Raw genomic sequence first — 26,286 nt, forward strand, 5'->3', positions numbered from 1 at the left:
GTCGAAGGACCTACCTTCATCTCCACAACAGCATGGCGACTGTTCGTTTCCGTCTTCTACATCAGAACCGCACATTCACCTTCTGGACACACCAACGCCCTGGCCGAGGCGTTCAACAGCCTTTTCAAGGCCGAGCTGATCCGCAACAAGGGCCCGTGGACCGGCATCAACGACGTCGAGACCGCCGTTGCCGAGTACATCGACTGGTTCAACCAGCGACGCCTGCACGACGAGCTCGGCTACGTCACCCCCGCCGAGCACGAGGTCGCCTACTACGCGGCCGAACCCCACGAGTCACTCCAGAAAACCAGCTAACTCAGCCACCACGAACCCCGGGGCTTGACAGTCTCTCCGCGGGGTAAACCGCCGGATAGCCAGCCTGGTTGACGGTCCCGGTCGCGTCATCGCCGGCGTCCGCGGGCGAAGCGGTAACAGTTGCATAGCTCGCCGCCAGGTCGTGTCCCTCGTCGTGGTGTTGGGGATCAACCGGCGGACGTACGTCAACTTCCTCGCTCCGTGCCCGCGATAGGGTCGTCGCACATGTTTTCGCACCGCGCTGACAGGTCGGCGAGCGGTGTGTCCGCCACCGGGCATCACCCGCTCGCCTTCCCTGAGGGTGTGTCAGAGGGCGACGATCTGCCACTGCTCCTGGGTTGCGCGGGTGTAGGTGTACTGGTTGACGTTGGCTCCGTCGGCGGTGGAGCCTCCGTCGACGTTGAGTGACAGTCCACTCAGTCGGTTGGTGAGGTAGTGGTAGCCGTCGCCGGTGGGAGTCACGGCCCAGTGCTGCTGCGGAACGCTGTCGTCCGACCAGATGCCGACGTTGCCGCCGTCGGCGCGGGACAGCCCGGCCACCTCCATCAGCTTGCCGCTGTTGACGTTCTTGATCTTGTAGTAGCCGTCCCCGGTGGAGGTGAAGGTCCACTTCTGCGCCCCGTTGTTCAGCCAGGGCCACTGCTGGATGTTGCCGCCGTTCGCGGTACCGAAGTTGTAGACGTCGGCCACCTCGCCGCTGTTGCGGTTCACCAGCCGGTACACCGTCGCGTCACCCGGTAGGACCGATGACACCAGTGCCGGCTTGGCCGTGCGGCCGCCGATCTTGACTCCGCCGATGTTCGCGTACCCGCCGGTGCCGGCATCGACCTGGATGCGCACGTAGCCCACGTTCCTGGCCGCCCACTCGACGACCTTCGTGGCGCGGCCTGTGGCCCAGGTACCGCTGGCCACCTGGGTGAACGTGGTGCCGTCCGTACTGGTGTAGACCGTGTACCCGGTGATGTCGCCGGCCGAGGCCTCGGTCCGGCTCCACTGCTTGGGCAGGTACTCCAGCGTTGAGACGTTGCTCCACACCCCGCCGAGGTCGATGGTGATCGAGTGCGGCAGCGTGAGGCCCCAGGTGGACCAGCACGTCTCGAAGCTCTTGTCGCTCAGGCCGTCGAGCGCGTTCATCGGTCCCTCACCCGTGTGGAAACCGGTCGCGTACGCGCTGACCGGAGTCACGGGGTGCTCTGCGCGCAGCATCTGCGTCGGCAGCGCCGGCCGGGAGGTGTTGGGACTCCAGGCCGCGCCCACTTCGGCGAGCCGGGTCACGATGTTGGTGTCCAGCTGACCGCTCCGGTTGGGCGGGCAGTTGAGGATGAACGAGGTGTACTTCGGCTCCAGGTCAGCCAGATGGGAAAGGACCGAAGCCTTGCTCAGCGGATCGGTGGTCGGCGTCGACGGGTGCCAGAACCACCCGTTGCTGATCGTCTGCCCCTGGAGGGACGCATAGGTGTTCCCGGAGGGCGAGGTGATGCCCAACGGCTCCTCGAAGTAGATCGCGTCGCCCAGGAAGGGCACCGACAGGCCGCCGTGGTCAATCATGACGATGTCCGGCTGGAGCGACTTCACGTGCTCCCGGATGCGCTGGTACGAGACTGCCTGCTGGCCCATCTGCCATGCGTAGCCGTCCGTGACGAACACGTCGATCGTGCCGTAGTTCGTCAGGAGTTCGGTGATCTGGTTGAGGATGTAGGTCAGGTCACCGGGCTGGATCACCTGGTCCGAGGCCACACCGTGACGGGTGTCATAGGCCTGCACGGTGTAGCTGCGGTCCCAGATCGAGAAGTAGAGGCCCACCCGCAGGCCCTTGGCCCGGAAGGCGCTCACGTACTGGGCGACAATGTCGTGGGGGTAGGAGCTGTTCGCGACGTTGTAGTCGTTGTACGCGGTCGGCCACAGGCAGAAGCCGTCGTGGTGCTTGGTCGTCAGCACTCCGTAGTTCATCTTCGCCGCTGCGGCCGCCGCCGCCCATTGGGCGCAGTCCACCGCCGTGGGCGCGAACAGCGCCGGGTCCTGGTTCGGGGTGGCCCACTCCTCGTCGGTGAAGGTTCCCATGTTGAAGTGGTTGAACATGCCGAAGCGCATGTTCACGAGGTTGCTCAGGTTGGTCTGCGTGTCGGCGGCCATCGCCTCGGGCAGCAGACCGGAGAAAGCGGGCACGATCGGCAGGGCCGTCGCCGCCGCAGCGGCGCCTGCGGCCCCCAAGAAGGTTCGGCGGGACAGTCTTCCAGACGACATGGTCACACTCCAGTTCGCGTGTGTCAGCACCGCATGACCGTTCCGAAGGCGCCACGCCGAATCGCCGACCAGGCGGAGACGTGGTGCGTGGCGACGGAGCGGGCAGCGCGCAGGGGGCATCCCGGGCGTAGAGGTTAGGTCGGGCTGTGCGGTACCCACGGGGTCTCCGGCAGCGGGTGTTACGCATGAAGTTCGAGCATGTAACCACCCGGTGTCAACCACCGCACAGGGATGAAAAGCCATTCACAGGATGCACTTTCAACCCTTACATGAGGCAATAAGACGATTTACGTCACCCCAGACATGGCATGTCTCCATGCGGCCGCCTTGCGAACGCGCCATCGGATCAGCACCCGGACGAGTCACCCCGCACAGTCGGCGCTGATTAATGGGATGGATTTCAGCACGCAAGTCATACGCCCGAACTCCTCAGCTCCCACCACCAGGGTTTCCTCCCTGTTACCTGCGGGGGACTGGACAGCCCGCAAGGTCCGCGCTTATACATACATCCCATGTATCGGCGCAGCGTTTCGCGCGCCTCTCAAGCAAGCGAACAGCCCCCTGTCTCCCACTGGACGAGTGCGAGGAACCACCGATGAGACTCAGGACCGCTCTCTGCTCCACCTTCTCCGTGCTGTCGGCGCTGGCCCTGGTCAGCGCCTGCAGCGGAAGTTCCGGCTCCGGATCGACCGCGAGCGGTGCGCCGCTGGTCGGCGTCGACTACCCGCGCTCGGACACCGACTTCTGGAACTCGTACATCAAGTACACGCCCGAGTACGCCAAGAAGCTCGGCCTCTCGCTCAAGACCACCAACTCGCAGAACGACGTCGCCAAGCTCACCGCGAACGTGCAGACGTTCATCAGCCAGGGCGTCAAGGGCGTTGCCATGGCCCCGCAGGACACCGCCGCCATCGCACCCACCCTGAGTCAACTCGCGGCCAAGAAGATCCCCGTCGTCACCGTGGACACCAGGCCCGACTCCGGCAACGTCTACATGGTGGTCCGAGCCGACAACCGCGCCTACGGCGAGAAGGCCTGCACGTTCCTCGGCACCAAGCTCGGCGGCAAGGGCAAGGTCGTGATGCTGGAGGGCGGTCTCGACTCCATCAACGGCCGTGACCGCACCGAGGCGTTCAACGAGTGCATGAAGGCCGACTACCCCGGCATCAAGGTGTTCGGTGAGGCCACCAACTGGGACGGCGCCACCGCCGCACAGAAGCTCCAGACGGACCTCACGGCCCACCCGGACATCAAGGGCGTCTACATGGAGTCGAGCTTCGCCCTGTCCGGCACGCTGCAGGTGCTCAAGCAGAAGGGCCTGCTGGTCGACCCGAAGGACAAGAAGCACGTCTTCGTCGTCTCCAACGACGGCATCCCCGAGGAGCTCAAGGCCATCGCCGCCGGGAAGATCGACGCCACCGTCTCCCAGCCGGCCGACCTCTACGCCAAGTACGCCTTGTACTACCTCAAGGCCGCGATCGACGGGAAGACCTTCAAGCCCGGCAAGACCGACCACGACAGCACCATCATCCAGGTGCGCAAGGGCCTGCTGGAGGACCAGCTCTCGGCCCCGCTGGTCACCGCCGACGGCGGCACCTTCGGCGATGTGGTCAGCGTCAAGAGCGACGACACCTCGCTGTGGGGCAACAACCTCAGCTGACGGCACGACCTGCCCTCCGGCGCCCTCACGGACGCCGGCCGGGCAACCCGACGAAGCAACAGAGCAAGGTGGTTGACATGAACGACGGGGAGCGGGCTGCCGGCAGCCGCGCGCCCGCGGGCGGCGGTGCGGTCCTTGACGGACCGCCCGTTGTCGAGGCGAGGCAGATCACCAAACGATTCGGTTCGACGGTGGCTCTCAACGGCGCCCGGATCACGGTCAGGCCCGGGGAGACCCACGCACTCATCGGCCGGAACGGAGCGGGCAAGTCGACCCTGGTGTCGATCCTCACCGGCCTGCAGGCATCGGACGAGGGCACGGTGGCGTTCGACGGGCAGCCCGCTCCGCGGCTTTCGGACCGCGAGGCCTGGCGGCAGCACGTGGCGTGTGTCTACCAGAAGTCGACGATCATTCCCACGCTGACCGTGGCCGAGAACCTCTTCCTCAACCGCTACGGCCGAGGAAGCAGCCGGCTGATCAGCTGGCAGGCGCTGCGCCACCGTGCGCAGGACCTGCTGTCGACCTGGTCGGTGGACGTCGACCCGCAGACCGTTGCCGGCGATCTCTCCGTGGAGCAGCGCCAGTTCGTGGAGATCGCGCGGGCGCTTTCGTTCGGTGCGCGTTTCATCATCCTGGACGAGCCCACCGCCCAGCTCGACGCGGCGGCCATCGACCGCCTCTTCGGGCGCATCCGCGACCTGCAGCAACAGGGCGTGACCTTCCTGTTCATCAGCCATCATCTCCAGGAGGTCTACGAGATCTGCGACACGGTGACGGTCTTCCGGGACGCCCGGCACATCGTGACCGCACCGGTCGCCGACCTTCCCCGCACCGAGCTCGTCGCGGCCATGACCGGCGAGGCGGCCGCGGCCGACCGCGAGGCACGGGCGAGTACGCTCGACACCGGCGCCGCGACAGCCCTGAGCGCCAGAGGTCTGACCAGCGAAGGAACCTACGGTGACGTCACCTTCGAGGTGGGCGCCGGAGAGATCGTCGGCCTCGCGGGGGCCGCGGGCAGCGGCCGCACCGAGGTCGCCGAGACCGTCGTAGGACTGCGCGCCGCCGATGCGGGCGAGGTGGAGATCGCCGGCAACCGGCCCCGCCCGGGCAGCGTGCCCGCCGCGCTGGCCGCCGGCGCGGGCTTCGTCCCGCAGGACCGGCACCATCAGGGCTTCGTGCCGGACATGTCGATCGCGGACAACGGCACATTGTCCATCCCCGGCAGGCTCGGCCGGAACGGCTTCATCAGCACGCGCCGACGGGACCGGCTCGCCGTCGGCATGATCGAGAACCTGGCGATCAAGACGCCGGGCCCCGAACTGCCCGTCTCGTCACTCTCCGGCGGCAACCAGCAGAAGGTCGTGATGGCCCGCGCCCTGGCCGACAACCCCCGGCTGCTGGTCCTGATCAACCCGACGGCAGGCGTGGACGTCCGCTCCAAGGAGTTCCTCCTCGGGAAGGTCGAGGAAACCGCGCAGTCCGGCACCGGAGTGCTCATCGCCTCCGACGAACTCGACGACCTGCGCATGTGCGACCGGATCCTGGTCATGTTCCAGGGCCGTGTGACCAACGAGATCGCCCGCGGCTGGCACGACCACGACCTCGTGGCCGCGATGGAAGGAGTGGACCTCAATGCCTGAAACCGTCCTCGCGGACACGGCCACCACGGATGCCGCCGTGCCCAACGGCAAGCAGCCCAGGATGCTGGGCGGCCGGATACCACTCGCCCGGCTGCGTGACCTCGCGCTCGTCCCCGCGATCGTGGTCATCGCGATCGTCGGCCAGATCGTCAACCCGGTCTTCCTGCAGCCGGACAACCTCATGAACGTCCTGCAGACCATGTCCGAGATGGCCCTGCTCGTGCTGGCCCAGACGATGATCCTGATCGTCAAGAAGATGGACCTGTCCCTGGAGTCCACCATGGGTCTGGCACCAGGCGTGGCGGCCTGGCTCGTGGTCCCGGCCGGTGCGGGGCACGGCCTCGGCCTCCTCCCAGGGGGCTGGGCTGTCCCCATCACGCTCGCCATGGGTGTGCTCATCGGCCTGGTCAACGCCGTACTGATCATTCGATTCGGTCTCAACGGTTTCATCGTCACCCTGGGCATGCTGATCGTGCTGCGCGGCATCCTCACCGGTATCTCCGGCGGCCAGACCTTCTTCCAACTGCCGTCGTCCATGCTCTACCTCGGCACCGCCGAGTGGGCCGGGATGCCCGTGTCCATCTGGGTCTGCCTGATCCTCTTCGCCGTGGGCATCGTCGTGCTCGGCTGGACCAGCTTCGGCCGCTCGCTGTACGCCATCGGCGGCAACGTCGACGCGGCGAAGGCGGCCGGCATCCGCACCGACCGGGTGCTGTGGATCGTCATTGTCACCGGCAGCCTGCTGGCCGCCCTGGCGGGTCTGCTGCTGTCCGGACGGCTGGCCTCGGTCGCCTCGGCCCAGGGCAACGGGTACATCTTCACCGTCTTCGCCGCCGCCGTCATCGGCGGCATCAGCCTCAACGGTGGCAAGGGCACGATGTTCGGGGCGTTCACCGGCATCCTGCTGCTCTTCATGATCCAGAACGTGCTCACCCTGGCGGGGGTCCCCGCCCAGTGGATCGGCGCCCTCAACGGACTGATCATCCTCGTAGCACTGATCATCTCCCGCATCACCGGGGGCAAGGTGCAGGACTGACCCGGCCGTCCCGTCTGCGCCCTCTCGGGCCCTGCCCCCCACGTGGCCGTCGCGACCAGGCCCGTATTCCCCCTGCCTTCACAGGAGTTGCCGCCATGCCCTCTGCCCTGTCCGCATTCGCCCGTATCACCGCCCTGGACGTCCTGGACGTGCGCTTTCCGACGTCCGAGCATCTGGACGGGTCGGATGCCATGAACCCCGAACCGGACTACTCGGCCGCTTACGTCGTCCTGCGCACCGACGCCTTGGACGGTCTAGAGGGCCATGCGCTCGCCTTCACCACCGGACGCGGCAACGATGTCCAGGCAGCCGCCATCGCGGCCTTGGCCCCCCACGTGGTCGGCCTGTCCGTGGAGGAGGTCTGCGCCAACCTCGGGGTGTTCTCGCGCACGCTCGTCCACGATCCCCAACTCCGTTGGCTGGGACCGGAGAAGGGCGCCATCCACATGGCGACCGGCGCGGTCGTGAACGCCGCCTGGGATCTTGCGGCCAAGCGGGCGGGCAAGCCGGTGTGGCGGTTCCTCGCCGAGATGTCACCGGAGGCGCTGGTCGCCCAGGTCGACTTCCGCTGGCTCAGCGACGCCCTCACACCGGAGCAGGCACTGGAGATCCTGCGCCGCGCCGAACCCAGTCGCGAGGAGCGGATCGCTCGACTGCTGGAGCGCGGCTACCCCGCCTACACCACCACCCCCGGCTGGCTCGGCTACTCCGACGAGAAGCTGGCCCGCCTGTCCCGCGAGGCCGTTGCCGACGGCTTCACCCAGATCAAGCTGAAGGTCGGCGCGTCCCTGGAGGACGACATCCGGCGCATGCACACGGCCCGTGAGGCGGTCGGCGACGGCATCCGTATCGCCGTGGACGCCAACCAGAGATGGGACGTCCAGCCCGCAATCGACTGGATGCGCGAGCTGGCGCCGTACGACCCGTACTGGATCGAGGAGCCCACCTCCCCGGACGACATCCTCGGCCACGCCGCCGTCCGAAAGGCGCTCAGCCCGATGAAGGTGGCCACGGGCGAGCACATCGCCAACCGGGTCGTCTTCAAGCAGCTCCTCCAGGCCGGCGCGGTGGACATCGTGCAGATCGACTCCGCGCGGGTAGGCGGGATCAACGAGAACATCGCGATCCTGCTGCTCGCCGCGAAGTTCGACGTGCCCGTCTGCCCGCACGCCGGGGGTGTCGGGCTGTGCGAGATGGTGCAGCACCTGTCGATGTTCGACTACATCGCGGTCTCCGGCACCGTCGAGAACCGGGTCATCGAGTACGTCGACCATCTGCACGAACACTTCGTCGACCCGGTCCGTATCGCCGAAGGCCACTACGCCGCGCCCACTCTGCCCGGTCTGAGCGCGCAGATGCTCCCGAAGTCGCTCAAGGAGTACGCGTATCCCGACGGCCCGGTCTGGTCGGTCCGTGTCTGACACCCGGCGCCTGGTGGACGCCCATCACCATGTGTGGGACCTCGACCACCGCCCCCAGCCCTGGCTGGACGAGCCCGGCCACGAATCGATCCGCCGCACGTTCGGCACGGCCGGCCTGCGATCGGCCGCGACCCGGCCGATCGCAGGTCGGCAACTGGACTGCACCGTCGTCGTCCAGTGCGTCACCTCCGTGTCGGAAACGCGCGAACTCCTCGCCCTGGCCGAGCGGGACCCTCTGATCGGAGCGGTCGTCGGCTGGGCCGACCTGGCCTCGCCCGCGATCGCCGCCGTACTCGACGAACTGCGCGCCGGCCCCGGCGGCGCGTATCTGCGGGCCGTACGCCACCTCGTCCAGGGCGAGGTGGATCCGGAGTGGCTTCAACGGCCCTCCGTGGAAAGGGGGTTGCGGGCGGTCGGCGAGCGTGGGCTGGCGTACGACGTACTCGTCCGAAGCCACCAGTTCGCACAGGCCGTCCGGCTCGCCGAACGCTTCCCCGGTCTCCCGCTCGTCCTCGACCACGCGGGCAAGCCACCCATCGCCTCGGGCGAACTGAAGCTCTGGGAAACGGAGTTGCGGCAACTGGCCGCCCATCCCCAGGTGCGCTGCAAGGTCTCGGGCCTCGTCACGGAGGCCGATCACCGCAGGTGGACGATCGAGGACATCCGCCCGGTGTGGGACATCCTGCTCTCCACCTTCGGCGCCGACCGGCTGATGTTCGGCTCGGACTGGCCGGTCTGCGTCCTCGCGGGCGGCTGGAACCAGTGGGCCGCCACCGTCGAGGAACTGCTCGCCGACTGCTCCGCCGCCGAAACCTCGGCGATCCTCACCCGTACCGCGACCCGCCTCTACCGCCTGAACTCCCCTGCCCTGAAAGCCCCCTGAGAGAAGGGAGGGAACACCGTGCTCCTGACCGACCTGCTGCACCCCGGAATCCTCCAAGCGCTGGCCGGAGCCGGCCACGGCGCCCGCGTGCTGCTTGCCGACGGCCACTATCCCGCGAGCACCGCGACCGGCGAGCGCGCCCGGACCGTCCACCTCAACCTGGCTCCCGGCCTGCTGGACGTCACCACCGTGCTCGACGTCCTGCTGCGTGCCCTGCCCGTCGAGTCGGCCCACGTGATGGTCCCGCCCGAGGGCGAACCGGAGCCGCCGGCCATCGCCGGATACCGCGCGCGGCTGGCGCCCGTCACCGTCGAGACGCTCGGCCGCTTCGAGTTCTACGACGCCGCCCGCTCCCCCGACCTGGCGCTGGCCATCGTCACCGCCGACATCCGCACCTACGCCAACCTGCTGCTGACCATTGGCGTCCGCGCTGAAGGGACCCTGAGAACACGATGACAGTCGCCGTCCGTTACACGGCCGCCCGCACCCTGGACACGGCCGAGACCCAGACCCGCTCCCCCGGCCCCGGCGAAGTGGAACTGGCCCCCGCCTACGTCGGTATCTGCGGCACCGACCTTCACATCTTCCACGGCGACATGGACGCCCGGGTCACCACGCCCGCCGTTCTCGGGCACGAGATGTCCGGCCGTGTCGTGCGCGTCGGCCCGGACGTGGAGGGCTGGGCTCCCGGTGACGCGGTGACCGTCATGCCGCTGCGCTGGGACGGCACCTGCCCCGCCTGTAGTTCGGGGCATCAACACATCTGCCAGCACCTCGACTTCATCGGCATCGACTCCCCCGGCGCGATGCAGCAGCGCTGGACCGTGCCCGCCTCGACGCTCGTGCGCGTCCCCGATTCCGTTCCCCTGGAGTGGGCCGCGCTCGTCGAGCCCACGGCGGTCGCCGTGCACGACGTGGGCCGGGCCGCGGTGCGGGAGGGCGAGCGGGTCGTCGTGGTCGGCGGCGGACCCGTCGGCATCCTCATCGCCCTGGTGGCGCGGGCCGCGGGCGCCGACGTACGCATCGCCGAACTCAGCGCCCACCGGCGCGCGCTCGCCGAGGCATCGGGCCTGACCGCTTGGGACCCGGCGGTGGACGACGTGCCCGAACTGGTCCGCGAGTGGACCGGGGAGGCGGGCGCGGAGGTCGCCTTCGAGGTGTCCGGCGCCGCCGCCGGCGTCGACACGGCGGTCGATGTGCTCGGAGTTCGGGGCCGGCTGTGTCTCGTCGCCATCCACCCCCGCCCGCGTGAGATCAACCTGCACCGCTTCTTTTGGCGCGAACTCACCCTCGTCGGCGCACGGTTGTACGACCGCTCCGACTTCGAGAAGGCGGTGTCTCTCGTGGCCGACGGCACGATTCCGGCCGATCGGCTCATCAGCAAGGTCGTACCGCTCACCGAGGCGCCCGCCGCCTTCGAGGCGCTGGAGGCGGGCGGCGACGTGATGAAGATCCTCGTGGACTGCACCGACGACGCTCAGGGAGCGGCCGTATGACCTCCTTCGACCTCACCGGGAAGCTCGCCGTCGTCACCGGTGCCCGGCGCGGCATCGGCCGGGCCATGGCCCGCGCGCTCGCCGTCGCCGGCGCGGACGTCATCGGCGTCAGCGCCGCACTGGAGGCCTCCGGCAGCGACATCGAGAAGGACGTCGCCGCCGCGGGCCGCACCTTCGAGGCGATCCGAACCGACTTCGCCGACCCCGAGGCGGTTCGGGCGCTGGGCTCAGACCTCGCCGGACGGAAACGGCCGGTGGACATCCTGGTCAACAACGCGGGCACCATCCGCCGCGCCCCGGCCGCGCAACACACCGACGCCGACTGGGACCTGGTCCTCCAGGTCAACCTCAACGCCCAGTTCGCGCTCACCCGGGCGGTCGGGGCGGCGATGGTCGCCCGCGGCCAGGGGAAGATCATCTTCACGGCGTCGCTGCTCAGCTTCCAGGGCGGCATCAACGTCCCCGGCTACACCGCAGCCAAACACGGCATCACCGGCCTGACCAAAGCACTCGCCAACGAATGGGCCCCCCACGGCGTCAACGTCAACGCCATCGCCCCCGGCTACATCGCCACCGACAACACCCAAGCGCTGCAGGTCGATCCGGTGCGCAGCCGGGCGATCCTCAGCCGCATCCCGGCCGGACGCTGGGGCACCGCCGACGACCTCGCCGGTGCCACCGTCTTCCTCGCCTCCGACGCCGCCTCCTACATCCACGGCGCCATCCTGCCCGTCGACGGCGGATGGCTCGGCCGGTGAACGACAACACCAAGGACCTGGCCTCCGTGCTGGCCGGCACGCGCCTCATGCCGGTGCTGACCGTGCCGTACGCCGACACGGCGACCGCGCTGGCCGCCGCGCTCGCCGCGGGCGGCGCCCGGTGCGCCGAGGTCACCTTCCGCACCCCGCAAGCCGAGCAGGTGCTCAAGGCGATGGCGGCGCACGGCGGGCTCACTGTCGGCGCCGGCACGGTCCTCACCCCCGAACAGGCGGAGCGGGCCGTGGCGGCCGGGGCCCGCTTCGTGGTCTCCCCCGGGTTCGACGAGGCAGTCGTGACGAAGTGCCGGGAGCTGGAAGTCCCGGTGGTGCCGGGTATCGCCACCGCCACCGAGTTGATGAGGGCCCTGCGAGCCGGTGTGGACACGGTCAAGCTCTTCCCCGCCGAAGCCCTCGGCGGCCTGCGGACCCTGCGGGCGCTTGCCGCGCCATTTCCGCAGGCGCGCTTCCTGCCGACCGGCGGAATCGGCGCCGATCTGCTGGCCGGCTACCTCGCCGAGCCGACGGTCGTCGCGGTGGGCGGCAGCTGGATGGCGACCTCCGCACACCTGGAACGGGGCGACTACGAGGTAATCCGTCGGCTGACCGCCGAAGCCGTGGAAGGGAGCCAGCCGTGACCGACGTGGTGGCACTCGGCGAGGTGATGCTCCGCTTCGATCCCGGTGAGGGCCGGATCCGCACCTCCCGCACCTTCCAGGTATGGGAGGGCGGCGGCGAGTACAACGTCGTCCGCGGCCTGCGCCGCTGCTTCGGACTGCGGACGGCAGTCGTGACCGCCCTGGCCGACAACGCGGTGGGCCGGCTCGTCGAGGACCTGATCCTCCAGGGCGGCGTCGACACCTCGCTGATCCGCTGGGTCCCGGGCGACGGCATCGGCCGCACCGCCCGCAACGGCCTGAACTTCGTCGAACGCGGCTACGGCATCCGGGGCGCGCTGGGCGTCAGCGACCGCGGGAACACGGCCGTCTCCCAGCTGGCAAAGGGAGACGTCGACTGGGACACGATCTTCGCGGCAGGCCCACGCTGGTTCCACACGGGTGGCATCTTCGCCGGCCTGTCGGACACCACCGTGGACGTCGCGGACGAGGCGATGGCCGCGGCCCGGCGCCACGGCATCACGGTCTCCTACGACCCCAACTACCGCCCCAGCCTCTGGGCCGACCGAGGCGGCGCCGACCGGGCCCGCGAGGTCGATCTGCGGCTCGCCCGGCACGCGGACGTCGTCGTGGGCGCCCTGGGCCTGGCCGGCCCCCGACCGGGCGACGTGCGGGTCCGCGCCGACGCGCTACCGGACGCGCTCGCCGAGGTGGCGGCCCTGCTCCCCTCGGCCAGGGTACTGGCGACAACCCTGCGCGAGGTCCCCTCGGCCGGTGTCAACGACTGGGCCTCCGCCGCCTGGTCACCCGAGACCGGCCTGGTCACCGGCCCCCGGATGCCGGGCCTGCACGTCCTGGACCGCATCGGCTCCGGCGACGGATTCGCCGCCGGTCTCATCCACGGTCTGCTGAGCGGGGACGGCATCGGGCCGCGCAGGCTGACGACCGCCCGCCTGACGCGGGCCCTCGCCTACGGCACCGCACACGGCGCGCTCACCATGACCACCCCCGGAGACGTCTCCATGGCCTCGCTCGCCGAGGTCGAAGCACTCATGGCCGACGGCTCGGCAACTGTCAGACGCTGAACCGCCCGCACCACCCACACGCCCTATCGCAGTCGCCAGGAGCACAGTTGAGGCAACGGACCATCGCACGCCGGAACATCGCGAACACCCTCGTCGACGTCACCGAACTCGGCTTCGGAGCCTCGGTCATCGCCAACCTGTACCGGGTCACCCCGGTCGAGGACGCGAGCGCCGCGGTCGACGCCGCCTGGGACGCCGGCATCCGCTACTTCGACACCGCTCCGCACTACGGCCTGGGCCTCTCCGAGCGGCGCCTGGGCGCCTGTCTGCGGCAACGGCCCCGCGCCGAGTACGTCGTCTCCTCCAAAGTGGGACGGCTGCTCGTGCCCAACGAACACCCGCAGGGCATGGACAGCGAGGGCTTCGTCGTACGGGACGATCTGCGTCGCCAGTGGGACTTCAGCCGGAAGGGGGTACTGCGGTCCATCGAGGCCACGCTGGAGCGGACCGGCCTCGACCGCCTGGACATCGTCTACCTGCACGACCCCGACGACCACTGGAGACAGGCCGCCGACGAGGCCATGCCCGCCCTGGCGGAACTGCGCGACCAAGGAGTGATCGGTGCGATCGGCGCCGGCATGAACCAGTCGGCCATGCTGGCCCGCTTCCTGCGCGAGACCGCCGCCGACGTGGTGATGCTCGCCGGCCGCTACACCCTCCTCGACCAGTCCGCCCTGGACGACGTGCTGCCTGCCGCCCAGGAGTCGGGCAAGAGCGTGGTGGCCGTCGGCGTGTTCAACTCGGGACTCCTCTCGCGCGACCGGCCCGCCGAGGGCATGAAGTACGACTACCAGGAGGCCGCTCCGGAACTGGTCGACCGGGCCAGAGCGATCGCCCGGATCTGCGAGGAGCACGGTACGAGCCTGCCCGCCGCCGCGATCGCCTTCCCTTTCACGCACCCGACTATCATCAACGTCACACTTGGCATGCGGAATCCGGACCAGGTCACGCGGAACGTGGAACTCCACCATCGGCACGTGCCAGGAGACCTCTGGGACGATCTCCGCGCCCGGGAACTGATCAGGGCGGACATGCCCGTTGACACCACCGACGGGAAGGACACCCTGTGTCTCTGACGGACAAAGCCATCGAGCAGCTCCGTGAGCTGATCAGTACCGGCGCACTGCCCCCGGGTTCGAAACTGCCCCCGGAACCGGATCTGGCCGCGCAGTTGGGCCTGTCGCGCAACCTGGCACGCGAGGCGGTCAAGGCACTGGCCGTGGCCCGGATCCTGGAGGTACGGCGCGGCGACGGCACCTACGTCACCAGCCTTGAGCCGAGCCTGCTGCTGGAGGGGCTCGGCGGCGCGGTGGAACTGCTCCAGGGCGATGCGGGCGCTCTGCTGGACCTGATGGAGGTGCGACGGCTGCTTGAGCCCATGACCACCGCGCTGGCCGCCACCCGCATCTCGGACGAAGCCCTGGCCGAGGTGAAGCGGCATCTCGACGCAATGCGGGAAGCACGCGACGACGTCGAGCGCCTGAACTCCCATGACGCGGCGTTCCACCGCGCCGTCGCTTCGGCCACGGGAAACGACACACTGCTGACCATCCTGGAAGGCGTCTCGGGCCGTACCCTCCGGGCCCGTGTATGGCGCGGACTGGTCGACGCCCAGGCGGCGGGAAGAACCCTCGCCGAGCACGAGGCCATCTTCGACGCACTGGCCGCCCGCGACGCCACCCTCAGCCAGGCCGCCGCACTCATGCACGTCAACAGCACCGAGAGGTGGCTCCGGGAACACCTGGAGTCCGGGAGCACCATCCGTGACGAGGCACAGGCGGTCACGAGGCCCAAGGTCCGGCAGAATCCCTGAGCAGCGGCCCCCAGGGATCCCCGTCCGGGATCCGAGAAGAGTAGTCGTCAAGACCTGTGGATGGGGTGGGATGTCGCCTGGCGTTGCGTCGCGGTCGCGCCGAGGGGACGCTTCGTCACTGCGCAGACCGTGGCCGCCTCAGGCGAAGTCTGCTGCGGTGATGCCGTCGGGATGTCCCGGCGGCCACTCCACCAACTCGATCCGGTACCCATCCGGGTCCGTGAGCCACGACGTCTTCGGGCCGTCGGGGCCGCCCGGGTACTGGAGGGGTTCGGGTCGCAGGCCGGCTTCGGTCAGCGTCTCCAGGGTGGTGGCGAGCGTGTCCACCTGGATCGCGAGGTGGTCGAAACCACTGCCCACGTCGACCGGTCCGTCGCCGGGGCGGTGGACCAGTTCGAGCGAGGCCGCCGGTTCACCGGGTAATTTGAGGATCACGAGGTGAGCCCCGTCGCCGACCTTGACCCTGCCCAGTTCGGCGTAGCCCAAGGCGGTGTAGAAACCGAGCGAGCGGTCCAGGTCGGTGACGCGGTAGGAGACAGGCCCGGTCCATGTACAGCTTCGTGGTCAGCTGGCCCCCGCAGCCGCCGAGCAGAGTCCCGCACCAAAAAGTGTTGTCCTCGTGAGAACGGCGGAATGCATCCAGCTCGATCGCTTCCATCGGCAGCATCAACGGCTCATCCGAGTCAGCGCCGCCAAGCACCGCCGTCTGGATCTGTCGCCTGTCCGTGTACACAAACTCCCTCGTCCCCGCCCGCCAACCCATCCTGGCACCGGCGGAGTTCACCAACCAGATCGCTTCTCGGCTCGACTCACGCCGTACGCTCCAGCCGTGATGCTCCCGTCGCTGTGCCGATCACGCCGTCCGGGGCCTGTCCCTTCGGGGCCGCGCGCTCTTGCCGTGCCCGGCGCCGGGCGGCGGCCTCGGTCGCCGCGGCCTGGCGGCGGCGCTCGGCACGGGCCGTCTCGATCGCGGCTGGCGCGTCGTCCAGGGGCTCGGGGAAGGCGCGTCGGCTGAGCTCACGCATCCGGCGGGTCTGCCGGTCGACTGCTGTCAATGTCCGAAGTCATCTGCATGGGTGACCAGCGTGTTCGCAGTCGAGGGCACGGGAAGCTCGGACGCGGACGACCGTCGCCGACCACGCTCGGCGCGAGTGCAGAGGACTTCGGACATCGGTGCAGACGACTACGGAATCCGAGACCGCGCCCGCAGCCTGCTCGCGTGGCGAGGAGGCCGCCGCAGGAGAAGCGCAGCGGTCGTCGTCCTCGCACGGCAACGGCGTCCAAGACCTGGTCGGAGGGCCGGACGTCGCGTCCTTGCTCCATGCGCTGTCAGTGGTCCGAGTTCACCCCGGCCGGCAGGGCCAGTTCCTCGCGCCGTAGCCCGGCGACGAGCCGTCGCGCGCCCGGTTCCAGGCCAACGTCCCGCGGTCGCGGACGAGTTCGGCAGGTACGCAGAAACTCGGAGAGTTCGCGCCGGGGATCTTCGCTCATGGTGAGGGGACGTCGGCCACGTCGTCAGTATGCCGCCCGCGCGGCTCACGAGGGTGGGTCTGCCAGACCCAGGAAAAGGAGAACGACCGTGATTCCGCATGCGGGGTCCAGCATCGGAGGCACCACAGCAGCAGCCTCGGAAGGACAGCGACATGAAGGCCGTTCAGATCACGAGTTACGGTACGTCGGACGTTTTGCGGGTCAACGACATCGAGCGCCCCACCCCCGGCGCCGGTGACGTCCTCGTGTCGGTCGAGGCATCCAGCGTGAACGGACACGATGTGATCGTCCGCGCCGGGGAGTTGAAGATGGTCTCAGGACGCCGCTTCCCGATCGGTGTGGGCCTGGACTTCGCGGGCACTGTCGTCGAGACCGGCGCCGATGTCGAGGGCTTCCGGGCCGGCGACCGGGTGTGGGGCATGGTGCACCCCCGGCAGAAGCACACCACTGCCGGAGCGGCCGAGTACGTCGTCGTGTCCGCGGACCGCGTCTCGCACGCCCCAAAGAACGTCTCGTCGGTCGAGGCGGCCTCCCTGGTGGTCACAGGTGCCACGGCGCTTATCGCGCTGCGCGACAGCGTGCACATGGAGAGCGGAGAACGGGTCCTGGTCCGCGGTGCGGCCGGCGGAGTCGGCACGGCCGCCGTGCAGTTGGCGCACGCGATGGGCGGACACGTGACCGCGCTGGCCCGCGACCGGCACGCCGAGTTCCTCACCGACCTCGGTGCCGACGAGGTCCTGGACTACCGCTCCACCACCTCTGACCAGATCGGACCCTTCGACGTCATCGTCGACACCGTCGGCACGGAACTGCACTGCTACCGGAGCCGGTTGGCCAAGGGCGGCCGGATGGTCACCGTCGGACTGTCCCCGTCGGCCCTGGCCGCGATCGCCGCGTCCAGCGTGCACGGCTCCCGCCGTATCCGAACCTTCAGCGCCAATCCCGGTACCCCCGTGCTGGGTGAGGTCGCCGACCGTGTCACGTCGGGTGCGCTGCGCCCGGTGATCGACAGCGTGTACCCGCTCGCGGACATCGCCGCGGCACACCAGGCGTTCGAGAGCGGCGGCGTCGTGGGCAAACACGTGGTCGCGGTGGCCGCGTAGCCCGTCGCGCTCGCGCGTCACATCCCGCCGTCGCCACCGCGCCGTAGCAGGGCGACTGTGACTCGCCGCCGTGGACCACGGTCACGAACTCGTCGGCTTCGAGCCGGACGCCGACGGTGTGACCGCGCGGATCGTCACCCCGGACGGCGAACAGACCGTACGGACCCGATATCTGATCGGCGCCGACGGCGGATCGAGTCTCGTCCGGAAGGCTCTCGACATCGGCTTTCCCGGCAGGACCCTCGGCGTGCGGGCGATCGTGGCCGACGTGTCCGTGGACACGGAATCGGGCCCCGACATGCCCACAGAGACCTCTGCCGACAGCACCGGCACTCCCCGTACCCGACGTGAGCACCGTCAGCTGCGCACCGCCGCCGAGCAGTGACTCGCCACCGCCCAGCGGGAGTCGCACCAACTGTCGCGCCAGGTCCAGCGCGACCTGCGCAGCGTCCGACGGCACGGCGAGACGACCGCCGTCGTCGCCCGCTCGAACCTCGCCGAACTCGCGGTCCAGAGCATCAACCGGCTGACCGCCGCCCTCCGTGGCGACCGGAGCAACCGCACCGACGACACCGCGAGCTGAGTATCCGCCCGCGACGGTGGAAGCCCCTCGCGTAGGCCCGCCCCCTATGCCCCGGACGTCGAACCTCGCTAGTGTGCTGCGCCAGAAATTCTGAGGGTTAGTTCTGCTCTGTTTTCTGATTGGTGGTTCCGACTTTGGTGAGGTAGTCGGCGAGGGAATTGAGGATCTCGTCGGCTGTCTTGGTCCAGGTGAAGGGCCGCGGGTTCTCGTTCCAGGCGTTGATCCACGCAGTGATGTCGTCCTCCAGTGCCTTCACGGAGGTGTGGACGCCGCGGCGGATGAGCTTGTCGGTGAGCAGGCCGAACCACCGCTCGACCTGGTTCATCCATGAGGAGCCGGTGGGGGTGAAGTGGATGTGGAAGCGGGGGTGTCTGCCCAGCCATGTCCTGATCTCGGCGGTGTTGTGGGTGGCGTAGTTGTCGCAGACCAGATGGACATCGAGGCCGGCGGGGCACCGCCTTGTCGATCCGGATCAGGAACTTCTTGAACTCGATCGCCCGGTGGCGGCGGTGCAGTGCCGATATGACGCTGCCGTCGGCGATGTTGAAGGCCGCGAACAGGCTGGTGATGCCGTGCCGCAGGTAGTCGTGGGTGCGGCGTTCGGGCATGCCCGGCATCATCGGCAGCACCGGCTGGGACCGGTCCAGCGCCTGGATCTGGCTCTTCTCATCCACGCACAGCACCACCGCCTTCTCGGGCGGATGGTGGTACAGGCCGACGATGTCGACGACCTTGGCGACGAACTGAGGGTCGGTGGACAGCTTGAAGGAGTCCTGCAGGTGGGGCTTGAGGTCGAACCGCTTCCAGATCCGCCCGATCGTCGACTTCGACAGGCCGGTGCGCTGGGCCATCGAGGCCCGTGACCAGTGCGTGTCCTGGCCCGGGAGCGATTCCAGGGTGGCCACGACGACCTCCTCGACCTGGTCGAGGAGGATCGAAGGCGGCCGGCCCGAGCGCGGTTCGTCCTGCAGACCATCGAGGCGTTGTGCGATGAACCGGGCCCGCCAGCGGTCCACGGTCGACCTGTCGATGCCGAGGTCGGCCGCGGCCTGCTGGTTCGTCCCGCCCTCCGCGCAACGCAGCACGATCTTGGCTCGCAGCGCGAGGAACTGCGCGGTCTTCGCCCGCCGCGCCCACTGGGTCAGCTGCCTGCGCTCAGCATCGTCGAGGACCAGGTCGGCCTTCGGCCGGCCGATCCAGCCGGCGTCCTCAAGCCCGGCCATCCGCTCTGCGGCGAAAGCCCGACGCCACTTACCCACCGTCTTGGCCTGGACACCAACGACCCGCGCCACAGCCGCGTTTGACATGCCGTCAGCGCACGCCAGGATGATGCGGGCCTTCTCGGCCGAGCGCCGGTGCGGCATCTGCGTCCGGCACACCAACTCGGCGCGCTCGGCCTCGGACAACGCGATCGCCACAGCAGAAGGCCCCGAATGCGACATGACGACGGGGTACTTACTAATCCCCAGAATTTCTGGCGCAGCACACTAGTGCCGCATCAAGCAAGGTTCGCCCTGTTGTGACGTGCCGTCCGGATGGTGCTCCGGGCGGCACGTTGTGCGCCATGCTTAGCGGGTGGCTGAGCGTGTGCGGGTCCGCGAGATCGATGACGACGAGGGGCAGCGACTGCTGCGGATCGTCCGCCGAGGCACCGGATCCGTGGTGACCTGGCGCCGAGCCCAGATGGTGCTCTTATCGGCCCAGGGCATGGACGTGACCAAGATCGCCGAGGTCACGTTCACCAGCCCGGACCGGGTCCGGGACGTGATCCACAACTTCAACACCGACGGCTTCACCTCGCTCTACCCCAAGTACAAGGGCGGCCGGCCGAAGACCTTCACCCTGCCCGAGCGCCGTGAGATCAAGAAGATCGCCAAGTCCAGGCCGGTCGAGCACGGCCTGCCGTTCTCGACCTGGAGCCTGGTCAAACTGGCCGACTTCCTGGTTGCCGAGGGGGTCGTCGACGACATCAGCCACGAGGGCCTGCGCATCCTGCTCCGCGAGGAAGGCGTCACCTTTCAACGCCTGACGACCTGGAAAACCTCCCGCGACCCCGACTACGCGGTCAAGAAGGCCCGCGTCGAGCACCTCTACGCCATCGCCGACGGCGAGGTCATACCCGAGGAGGGCGAGCCAAAAACCGTCTTCTGCATGGACGAGTTCGGCCCCCTCAATCTCCAGCCCCATCCCGGCCGCCAGTGGGCCGGACGCGGCGGCAAACACAAGGACCGAGACCGTGAGCCGCGCCCGCGCCGCCGCGCGACCTACAACCGCCCGCACGGCGTCCGCCACCTGTTCGCCGCCTACGACCTGGGCAAAGACCAGCTCTACGGCCACATCAAGAAGACCAAGAACCGCTCCAAGTTCCTGGAGTTCTGCCGCTACCTGCGCTCCCTCCACCCCGTCGGCAAGCGCATCGCGATCATCTGCGACAACTTTTCCCCGCACCTGACCACCAAACGCTGCCGCCGTGTCGCCGACTGGGCCGAGGCCAACAACGTCGAGATCGCCTACACCCCGACCAGCAGCTCCTGGCTCAACCGCATCGAGGCCCAGTTCACCGCCCTGCGCTACTTCGCCCTCGACGGCACCGACCACCCCACCCACAAGGCCCAGGGCAGCATGATCCGCCGTTACATCATCTGGCGGAACAAGAACGCCGCCGACAAGCGCCTCAAAGCCCTCGTGAGTAGAGCCAACGCAGCCTGACCTGCAACAGCAGCGGCATCCCGCGACGTCACCATAGGTGAAGGAAGCTCCGGACATCGTCAAGGCCGTCGAGGGCCCGACCGTCCACATCCGACGGGTCCGCCTCGGCCCGCGCCGCCAGCGACTCCGCCAGGGCGCGGGCCTCATCGCCGAGTTGCCCAAAGCGTCGAGCGGTATGGCCCAGGCACAGGCCGGCCAGCCCGAGCAGCGGACTCCCCGACACAGCCCTCGTCCCGACCTGCACGCACCAGTGCTCGACGAACCCCGAGTCGTCGTCGTTCAACGCGGTGCCGACCAGAACTCCCGCCGCCTCGCCCTCTGCTGAGCGGTCACGCAAAGCCCGCTCCAACGTCTCGACCACCACCCCGTGAGGCAGCGCGGGAGGGTTCTCGAAGCTCAGATGAGAATGCATCCCGCGAGGCTACGCGGACCGCATCCAACGGCTACCTGCCACGGACCCGTCCGGCAAGACGGGGCGAACGTTCCTTGATGCGGCACTAGTCCTTTCGACCGAGGCGGAGGCGCTCAACCGGCCGTTGGGCCGAGGCGGCGGGGGCGGGCGCGGCACGAGGCTCTGAGGAGAGCGGCCGGTAGGGACCGACCGTACCGCGAACCGAGGAGCCCCTCATGAAACGCATCGTCACCGCCCCGGCCGTGTGCCGGGCGCGCATCTGCCGAGCCAGGAACAGTACACCTCTGACCGGCTGACGCAGGCCACACATCAGGTTGTGCGCGTACTGCGACATCACTCGGGCGAACGGCCGCAGCCCAGTAGGGGACTTCGGACGGCCGGTGTTCTCCCCGGCTCATGTCATCGACCGGTCCCACCACCGTCGCCGGAGCCTTGAGTCGTCCCTCACCCCCCACAGCACAGAAACCGTGTACTCAGTGATCAATAGTGGACATACGGCCGACCGTCAGTTGGCCGTGTTCGACGGCAACGGTCTCACCTCTCACCTGCCTGACGCCGGCGCAGCAAGCGCCGGCGGTATGTCGATATCCGCGGCCACGAGGCAGTTCGTGCGCGTGCGCAACGGAACACTGCCGGGTCCGGGCGCCACGGAAATCCTCGATCGCGGCCGCGGTGGGAGGGGCGGGGCGGAGCACCGCCGCGCGAACTCCCATGTTCCGCCGCCGTGTTCCCCGCGCGACCGCATCGGAGCCCGGGTGTCCGCCGTCGCCCGGTCGATCGTGGACGGCGGTCCGAACGCGTGAAGTCCCGACTCGATCCGCTGACCGTAGCGGCGATGGCGGTCACCGTGGTCTCCGTCTCGGCCACCGCGCCGCTCACCGCCGCCGCCTCCGCCTCGCCGCTCGCCATGGCCTTCTGGCGCAACTGCCTGGGCTTCGCCGTACTCGGGCCGTTCCTCCTGTTACTGCGCCGCCGCGAGGTGGTGCGGGTGGCCCGCGGCGAGCGCGGCATCCTGCGCCGGGAGCAGTGGCGGCCCCTGGTCTTCGGCTTCCTCGCGGCCACCTCGCTCGCCCTCCACTTCGCGGCCTTCATGACGAGCACCCGGCTGACCTCGGTCGCCATGTCCACGGCGCTCGTCGCCACCCAGCCCGTCTGGCAGGCCCTCATCGCCGCGGGCCAGGGCGTCCGGGCGTCCCGCCGTACCTGGGCGGGACTCGCACTCTCCGTGCTGGGCGCGGCCGCGGCGGGCGGTCTCGACATCAGGTCCGGCGGTACGGCGCTCCTCGGCGACCTGCTCGCCCTCGTCGGAGCCGTCGCCCAAGCCGGCTACACCGCTCTGAGCGAACGGTCGCGGGCGGACGTGAGCACACCGCTGTACTCGACGTTCACCTCGCTGGTCTGCGGCCTGGAACTCCTCGCCCTCTGCCTGCTGGCCCACATCCCGCTCACCGGCTTCGACAGAGCCACCCACCTGTCACTGCTCGGACTGCTCCTCCTTCCCCAGATCCTGGGACTCGGCTCACTCAACTTCGCCCTCGGCAGGACATCGGCGACGACCATGAGCGTCCTGCTCCTGCTGGAGACCCCGGTCGCGGCGCTCGCCGCGTGGTGGTTCATGGAGCAGGGCATCAAGCCCGCGACCGTACCCGGACTCCTGCTGATCATCGTCGGCGTCACCGTCGTCGTGACCAGCGGCAGCAGCCGGGGAAAGGCCGCGACACAGCAGGGCAGACACCGCACGGAAATACCGCCGTACCCGTCCCACGCCCCGTACGAAGCCCCTCTGACACTTCATCACACCGCCATCCGCGACCCCAGAGTGGACTGGGCGAGCTACACCGCGGACGAGAGCCCGACCATCACCCTCCCCACCTATCACGGCGCGGGCGCGTTCGACACCCTGTTCCTGCGCATACCCCCGGCTCTTGAGGACCCGTCAGAAGCGGCCTAGATACTGCGCCGGTGCCGCGCCAGAACGGCTCACGGACGTCCTTCTTCAGAACCTTGGACCACCGCGGTGGTCATGTCGAAACGGTCTGGCACGTGAGTCCTTTCGGCTGGGGGGTCTGCTCATTACGACGGCCAAATCCTGGCGAGCAGACCCCCGACTCAACTCCCGCGCTGCGCGGGAGCCTCACCCCTTTCGTACGGACGAACGCGGATGGTTGCTCGGCGGGGTGGAAGCGCTGGGAGCTGCGTTGGGCGGGATCAGGCTGCGGAGCTGGGGATATGGCGTGAAGCTGGGGATTTACCAGTTGGCAGTAATTGGCACCAACCTCTTTCGAGTTGGTCTCCGACAACTGCGGCTGCGGGGCGGACATCTGGCGAGCGCCGGACTGATCCCACGCCGAAACGCCGCCTGTCCAGGCCTGGACCTCCGGGATTCCGGATCCGCTAGTGCGGCCGCGCTCCGCACGCGTGCCCGGGCACGCGGCTCTACCGGCCGGACTCCAGCGCGCGGTCGACACGTGCGCGATGCACGCCGCCGCTGGGTGAGGCGCAGCGTGCGCCCGGTGGCCTTCCGCAGCGCAGTCCGTGTGACGGCCGTCCCCGACCAGGTCCGTACCGCTACTCCCCGGCTACCCGTGCGCGGTCCGGACCGTGAGGAGCCGGAGATGTGTCAGCTGGTGACGGGCCAGGTGCGCAGGAGTGCGGCGATCCTCGTGGCGCTACAGGTGGGGTCGCGCAGCAGGTCGCGCAGGCCGAGTGCGTCCTCGCGGGCGGGTTTGACCTGGATCCCGGATGCTTCGAGGTACATCACGCCGGTCGCCGCGGCGACGGCCATGTTGGAGCGCTCCAGCCAGTGGCACCGGCCGAGGATGTGGACCAGGGCCGCGGCGCGGGCGTAGGGGCCGTCGTAGACGGGCTGTTCCAGGAGTTCGGCCTGGTGGCAGGCGACGGCGGCGACCGGTACACCGTAGTCGTCGGGGGCCGGGTCTCCGGCGCCCGCCAGTTCGGCGACCTGAAGGATCCAGGGGACGTCGATGTGCAGGTCCATTACGCGGCGTGGGCTCCCTGCGCGCCGCGGCCGGCGTCCTGGTCCTCGGCCTCGTCGAAGAGGTCCTGGTGCTCGTCGAGGAAGCGGCCCGCGGCGTCCAGGCCGCGCCGGCGCAGTCCGTCGGTGTCCTCGATGACGAGGCGGGCGATGTACTCACCCAGGTCCATGCCGCGGTCCCTGGCCCGGGCCTGCGCGAGTTCCTTGACGTCGGTGTCGACGCGAACGCCGAGTTGAGTCTTCACCCCCACATGGTAACAGCTGTTACCACTCTGGTGGAGGTGGAGTCAGTCACGCACGAGGGGCCCGGCGCGGCAACGAACGCGTTGTCCGCGGTCCCTCCTGCCGAAGGCCTTGTGGGCCCCACGGGCGACGTCGCCGCATATTCGCCTTACAGGATCAGCGCTGGTCAGGAGAGGTTTCCTCCTCGGTGGGGACGGGAGTGGTGGGGTCAACAGGTGCGCGGGGCCTGGTGGGTGGGGCAGCGTGATGGTCAGCGGGGCTCGTCGATCACGCGGTCGCGGTAGAGCGGGTCGAGATAGGTGCCCGCGCACAGCAGCCGGGTCGACTCGGTGGCGTACGACGGAGTGGCGGCATCGGGCGGCGTGGTGGCCCGGGGCAGCTGCGGCTGTTACGGCACGAATGCGGTACTCACACCATCCCCCGATGGTAAAGCCAGGCGAACTCGCCCTCTGTAATCTGACTGGGCATCAGGATAGCGAACGCATCGACGCCATAACCGATTTGTGCACATCCGGCCCCGGCGTACAGACATGCGACCGCAACCTGGACGTATTCGTATCCACCGATCCGGCTACCGGCCCCCGTAACAGGGGAGAGCCGCTCGGCGACGAGGGAATGGACCTGCACAGCGCCGAACGCATCACCCAGGTGGCTGGCGACCTCGAAAGCAACCTCGCCGAGCCGTTCGAGGGCTTTGGTGAAGCGGTCGGCGATCTGGCCGCGTCGGGGCAGGCTGCAGGCGCGGGCGGTACAGAGCAGGGCGATGCCGGCGCCGGGCGCGGCGGCGACGGCGGTACGCAGACCGGTGACGAGAGCCGCCGATCCCTTGGCCAGCTCGGTTCGGTCGACGCATTTGGCAGAGAGGGCGTAGAGGGCGGTCTCTCCGCGTTTGGTACCGCATGTGGTACCAAACGCGGTACCTTGAGGTCATGCCTGCACTCAACGTGGAATTCACCGAAGATGAAATGGCGCGGCTGCGCGAGCGGGCGGCGCTGACGGGTCGGAGTCTGAAGCAGCACGTGCACGATGTGACGGTTCAGGAAGCCGACCGGCTCTCCTTCGTGGAGGGGGCGGTCGAGGAAGCTGCCCGGGTGCTGCCCGGCGTCATGGCCCGTTTCCCCGAGGGACAGCGGTGAGCCCGATCATCCGTGTCGATGTCGGCTGGGTCCTGCAGATCCAGTCAGCGATCTCCCCGCTGAACGTGCCCATCGCGGACTGGGGCGCCCTGGGGTTCATGGCCGACCGGCACACGTTCGAACGGGAACGCGGCGTCCTGTACTACGAGGAGGCCGCCGCCCGGGCCGCGACCTTCCTGCACACCGCCCTGCTGCTGCGGCCCTTCACCGACTACAACCTGGTCATCGGCTGGGCCTGCGCCAGCCAGTACATGCACGTCTCCGGCCAGCCCCTCCAGGCCAAGGACGACGACCTGTACGAGCTCGCCCAGTCGGTCCGTGCACAGGAAGCCGATCTGCGCACCGTCGCCCAGCAGTTGGAGTCCTGGCGCAGCAAGTGAACCGCCCCGGGCCCAACGGCCGGGGCGGGCGGGAGACAGGGACATGTCCGGCTGCCGGTGCAGTCCGTCTCGGCTCAGGCGGCAGTGCGACGCGGCTACGGCAGGGGTCCGGTGCCCGGAGGAACGGCTCACCGCGGTTCCAGGTGCGGTGGGCAGTTCCCTGCCGGGTTACGGAGTGAAGTTCCCCCCGCGAACTGGACAGCGGGTGTTTACGCTGCCGGGACGAAGCTCTGCCTGAGCAAGGATCTCGTTTCGAGCGGGGTGACGTA

The 26,286-nt window shown here is 68.9% G+C and carries 25 protein-coding genes and 3 pseudogenes; 21 read left to right on the plus strand and 7 right to left on the minus strand.

From position 1 onward, the window contains the following. On the plus strand, positions 1-315 hold a 315-nt coding region (locus ACIRRY_RS50895), incomplete at its 5' end, for an integrase core domain-containing protein (protein ID WP_403987699.1). 306 nt (positions 316-621) lie between these two features. Here the strand turns inward: ACIRRY_RS50895 and ACIRRY_RS50900 are convergent. Further along, a complete protein-coding gene (locus ACIRRY_RS50900) occupies positions 622-2,559 on the minus strand; it encodes an RICIN domain-containing protein (RefSeq protein WP_403987702.1) in 1,938 nt (645 codons plus the stop codon). 595 nt (positions 2,560-3,154) lie between these two features. Between ACIRRY_RS50900 and ACIRRY_RS50905 the strand changes: the two genes are divergently transcribed. The 12 genes from ACIRRY_RS50905 (at position 3,155) to ACIRRY_RS50960 (ending at position 14,965) form a co-directional block, all read left to right on the plus strand. After that, positions 3,155-4,219, plus strand: coding sequence for a sugar ABC transporter substrate-binding protein (locus tag ACIRRY_RS50905; RefSeq protein WP_403987705.1), 1,065 nt, complete (start codon positions 3,155-3,157; stop codon positions 4,217-4,219). Positions 4,220-4,296: 77 nt separating this feature from the next. Then, positions 4,297-5,859 carry a sugar ABC transporter ATP-binding protein gene (locus tag ACIRRY_RS50910; protein WP_403987708.1) on the plus strand — a complete coding sequence of 521 codons (1,563 nt, stop codon included), beginning with the start codon at positions 4,297-4,299 and terminating at the stop codon, positions 5,857-5,859. Next, positions 5,852-6,895 carry an ABC transporter permease gene (locus ACIRRY_RS50915; protein ID WP_403987711.1) on the plus strand — a complete coding sequence of 348 codons (1,044 nt, stop codon included), beginning with the start codon at positions 5,852-5,854 and terminating at the stop codon, positions 6,893-6,895. The genes ACIRRY_RS50910 and ACIRRY_RS50915 overlap by 8 nt, the downstream gene beginning before the upstream one ends. Positions 6,896-6,990: 95 nt before the next feature. After that, on the plus strand, positions 6,991-8,316 hold the full coding sequence (locus ACIRRY_RS50920; protein WP_403987713.1) for an L-fuconate dehydratase: 1,326 nt from the start codon (positions 6,991-6,993) through the stop codon (positions 8,314-8,316). Further along, positions 8,309-9,199 (plus strand): amidohydrolase family protein, encoded by an 891-nt coding sequence (locus ACIRRY_RS50925; RefSeq protein ID WP_403987716.1) that lies wholly within the window; start codon positions 8,309-8,311, stop codon positions 9,197-9,199. Before ACIRRY_RS50920 ends, ACIRRY_RS50925 begins: the two co-directional genes overlap by 8 nt. Before the next feature lie 18 nt (positions 9,200-9,217). Then, positions 9,218-9,655 carry an RbsD/FucU domain-containing protein gene (locus tag ACIRRY_RS50930; RefSeq protein ID WP_403987719.1) on the plus strand — a complete coding sequence of 146 codons (438 nt, stop codon included), beginning with the start codon at positions 9,218-9,220 and terminating at the stop codon, positions 9,653-9,655. Next, complete coding sequence (locus tag ACIRRY_RS50935) at positions 9,652-10,695, plus strand: zinc-binding dehydrogenase (RefSeq protein ID WP_403987721.1); 1,044 nt, start codon at positions 9,652-9,654, stop codon at positions 10,693-10,695. Before ACIRRY_RS50930 ends, ACIRRY_RS50935 begins: the two co-directional genes overlap by 4 nt. Next, complete coding sequence (locus tag ACIRRY_RS50940; RefSeq protein ID WP_403987724.1) at positions 10,692-11,453, plus strand: SDR family oxidoreductase; 762 nt, start codon at positions 10,692-10,694, stop codon at positions 11,451-11,453. Before ACIRRY_RS50935 ends, ACIRRY_RS50940 begins: the two co-directional genes overlap by 4 nt. A gap of 47 nt (positions 11,454-11,500) precedes the next feature. Continuing rightward, a complete protein-coding gene (locus ACIRRY_RS50945) occupies positions 11,501-12,088 on the plus strand; it encodes a bifunctional 4-hydroxy-2-oxoglutarate aldolase/2-dehydro-3-deoxy-phosphogluconate aldolase (protein ID WP_403987768.1) in 588 nt (195 codons plus the stop codon). Continuing rightward, positions 12,085-13,152 carry a PfkB family carbohydrate kinase gene (locus tag ACIRRY_RS50950; RefSeq protein ID WP_403987727.1) on the plus strand — a complete coding sequence of 356 codons (1,068 nt, stop codon included), beginning with the start codon at positions 12,085-12,087 and terminating at the stop codon, positions 13,150-13,152. The genes ACIRRY_RS50945 and ACIRRY_RS50950 overlap by 4 nt, the downstream gene beginning before the upstream one ends. Positions 13,153-13,199: 47 nt before the next feature. Further along, positions 13,200-14,228, plus strand: coding sequence for an aldo/keto reductase (locus ACIRRY_RS50955; RefSeq protein WP_403987730.1), 1,029 nt, complete (start codon positions 13,200-13,202; stop codon positions 14,226-14,228). After that, positions 14,219-14,965 (plus strand): FadR/GntR family transcriptional regulator, encoded by a 747-nt coding sequence (locus ACIRRY_RS50960; RefSeq protein WP_403987733.1) that lies wholly within the window; start codon positions 14,219-14,221, stop codon positions 14,963-14,965. Before ACIRRY_RS50955 ends, ACIRRY_RS50960 begins: the two co-directional genes overlap by 10 nt. Positions 14,966-15,103: 138 nt before the next feature. Here ACIRRY_RS50960 and ACIRRY_RS50965 read toward each other — a convergent pair whose 3' ends face one another. The 3 genes and pseudogenes from ACIRRY_RS50965 to ACIRRY_RS50975 all read right to left on the minus strand — a co-directional run. Next, positions 15,104-15,451, minus strand: coding sequence for a VOC family protein (locus ACIRRY_RS50965; RefSeq protein WP_403987736.1), 348 nt, complete (start codon positions 15,449-15,451; stop codon positions 15,104-15,106). Between the two features lie 323 nt (positions 15,452-15,774). Beyond that, positions 15,775-16,014: pseudogene (locus ACIRRY_RS50970) on the minus strand (DUF721 domain-containing protein); the annotation flags it as partial. Between the two features lie 190 nt (positions 16,015-16,204). Beyond that, a pseudogene (locus ACIRRY_RS50975) lies at positions 16,205-16,456 on the minus strand (helix-turn-helix domain-containing protein); the annotation flags it as partial. Positions 16,457-16,608: 152 nt separating this feature from the next. On the opposite strand from ACIRRY_RS50975, the gene ACIRRY_RS50980 reads away from it, so the two are divergent. Further along, on the plus strand, positions 16,609-17,559 hold the full coding sequence (locus tag ACIRRY_RS50980) for an NADP-dependent oxidoreductase (RefSeq protein WP_403987739.1): 951 nt from the start codon (positions 16,609-16,611) through the stop codon (positions 17,557-17,559). A gap of 70 nt (positions 17,560-17,629) precedes the next feature. Beyond that, on the plus strand, positions 17,630-17,944 hold the full coding sequence (locus tag ACIRRY_RS50985) for an FAD-dependent monooxygenase (RefSeq protein WP_403987742.1): 315 nt from the start codon (positions 17,630-17,632) through the stop codon (positions 17,942-17,944). A gap of 295 nt (positions 17,945-18,239) precedes the next feature. Here ACIRRY_RS50985 and ACIRRY_RS50990 read toward each other — a convergent pair. Next, positions 18,240-19,560, minus strand: a pseudogene (locus tag ACIRRY_RS50990) (IS630 family transposase). Positions 19,561-19,717: 157 nt separating this feature from the next. Here ACIRRY_RS50990 and ACIRRY_RS50995 point away from each other — a divergent pair. The 3 genes from ACIRRY_RS50995 to ACIRRY_RS51005 all read left to right on the plus strand — a co-directional run bounded on the left by ACIRRY_RS50995 (position 19,718) and on the right by ACIRRY_RS51005 (position 23,214). After that, positions 19,718-20,851: an IS630 family transposase gene (locus ACIRRY_RS50995; protein WP_403987745.1), complete on the plus strand. Its 1,134-nt coding sequence runs from the start codon at positions 19,718-19,720 to the stop codon at positions 20,849-20,851. Between the two features lie 37 nt (positions 20,852-20,888). After that, positions 20,889-21,176: a hypothetical protein gene (locus ACIRRY_RS51000; RefSeq protein ID WP_403987748.1), complete on the plus strand. Its 288-nt coding sequence runs from the start codon at positions 20,889-20,891 to the stop codon at positions 21,174-21,176. An 886-nt stretch (positions 21,177-22,062) separates the two neighbouring features. Then, positions 22,063-23,214 (plus strand): DMT family transporter, encoded by a 1,152-nt coding sequence (locus ACIRRY_RS51005; protein WP_403987751.1) that lies wholly within the window; start codon positions 22,063-22,065, stop codon positions 23,212-23,214. 669 nt (positions 23,215-23,883) lie between these two features. Here ACIRRY_RS51005 and ACIRRY_RS51010 read toward each other — a convergent pair. Together ACIRRY_RS51010 and ACIRRY_RS51015 are read right to left on the minus strand one after the other, a co-directional pair. After that, the gene (locus ACIRRY_RS51010) at positions 23,884-24,261 is read right to left on the minus strand and encodes a fic family toxin-antitoxin system, toxin component (RefSeq protein WP_403987754.1); all 378 of its coding nucleotides are present in this window, start codon (positions 24,259-24,261) and stop codon (positions 23,884-23,886) included. Further along, positions 24,261-24,503, minus strand: coding sequence for a hypothetical protein (locus ACIRRY_RS51015; protein ID WP_403987757.1), 243 nt, complete (start codon positions 24,501-24,503; stop codon positions 24,261-24,263). The genes ACIRRY_RS51010 and ACIRRY_RS51015 overlap by 1 nt, the downstream gene beginning before the upstream one ends. Before the next feature lie 421 nt (positions 24,504-24,924). Between ACIRRY_RS51015 and ACIRRY_RS51020 the strand changes: the two genes are divergently transcribed. The 3 genes from ACIRRY_RS51020 to ACIRRY_RS51030 are packed head-to-tail and all read left to right on the plus strand — an operon-like array spanning position 24,925 to position 26,017. After that, the gene (locus tag ACIRRY_RS51020) at positions 24,925-25,497 is read left to right on the plus strand and encodes a hypothetical protein (protein WP_403987760.1); all 573 of its coding nucleotides are present in this window, start codon (positions 24,925-24,927) and stop codon (positions 25,495-25,497) included. After that, complete coding sequence (locus ACIRRY_RS51025) at positions 25,431-25,637, plus strand: hypothetical protein (RefSeq protein WP_403987763.1); 207 nt, start codon at positions 25,431-25,433, stop codon at positions 25,635-25,637. The genes ACIRRY_RS51020 and ACIRRY_RS51025 overlap by 67 nt, the downstream gene beginning before the upstream one ends. Continuing rightward, on the plus strand, positions 25,634-26,017 hold the full coding sequence (locus tag ACIRRY_RS51030) for a hypothetical protein (protein ID WP_403987765.1): 384 nt from the start codon (positions 25,634-25,636) through the stop codon (positions 26,015-26,017). Before ACIRRY_RS51025 ends, ACIRRY_RS51030 begins: the two co-directional genes overlap by 4 nt. Positions 26,018-26,286: the final 269 nt, after the last annotated feature.

The sequence above is a fragment of the Streptomyces sp. NPDC101776 genome (genome assembly GCF_044766845.1).
Lineage (GTDB): Bacteria > Actinomycetota > Actinomycetes > Streptomycetales > Streptomycetaceae > Streptomyces.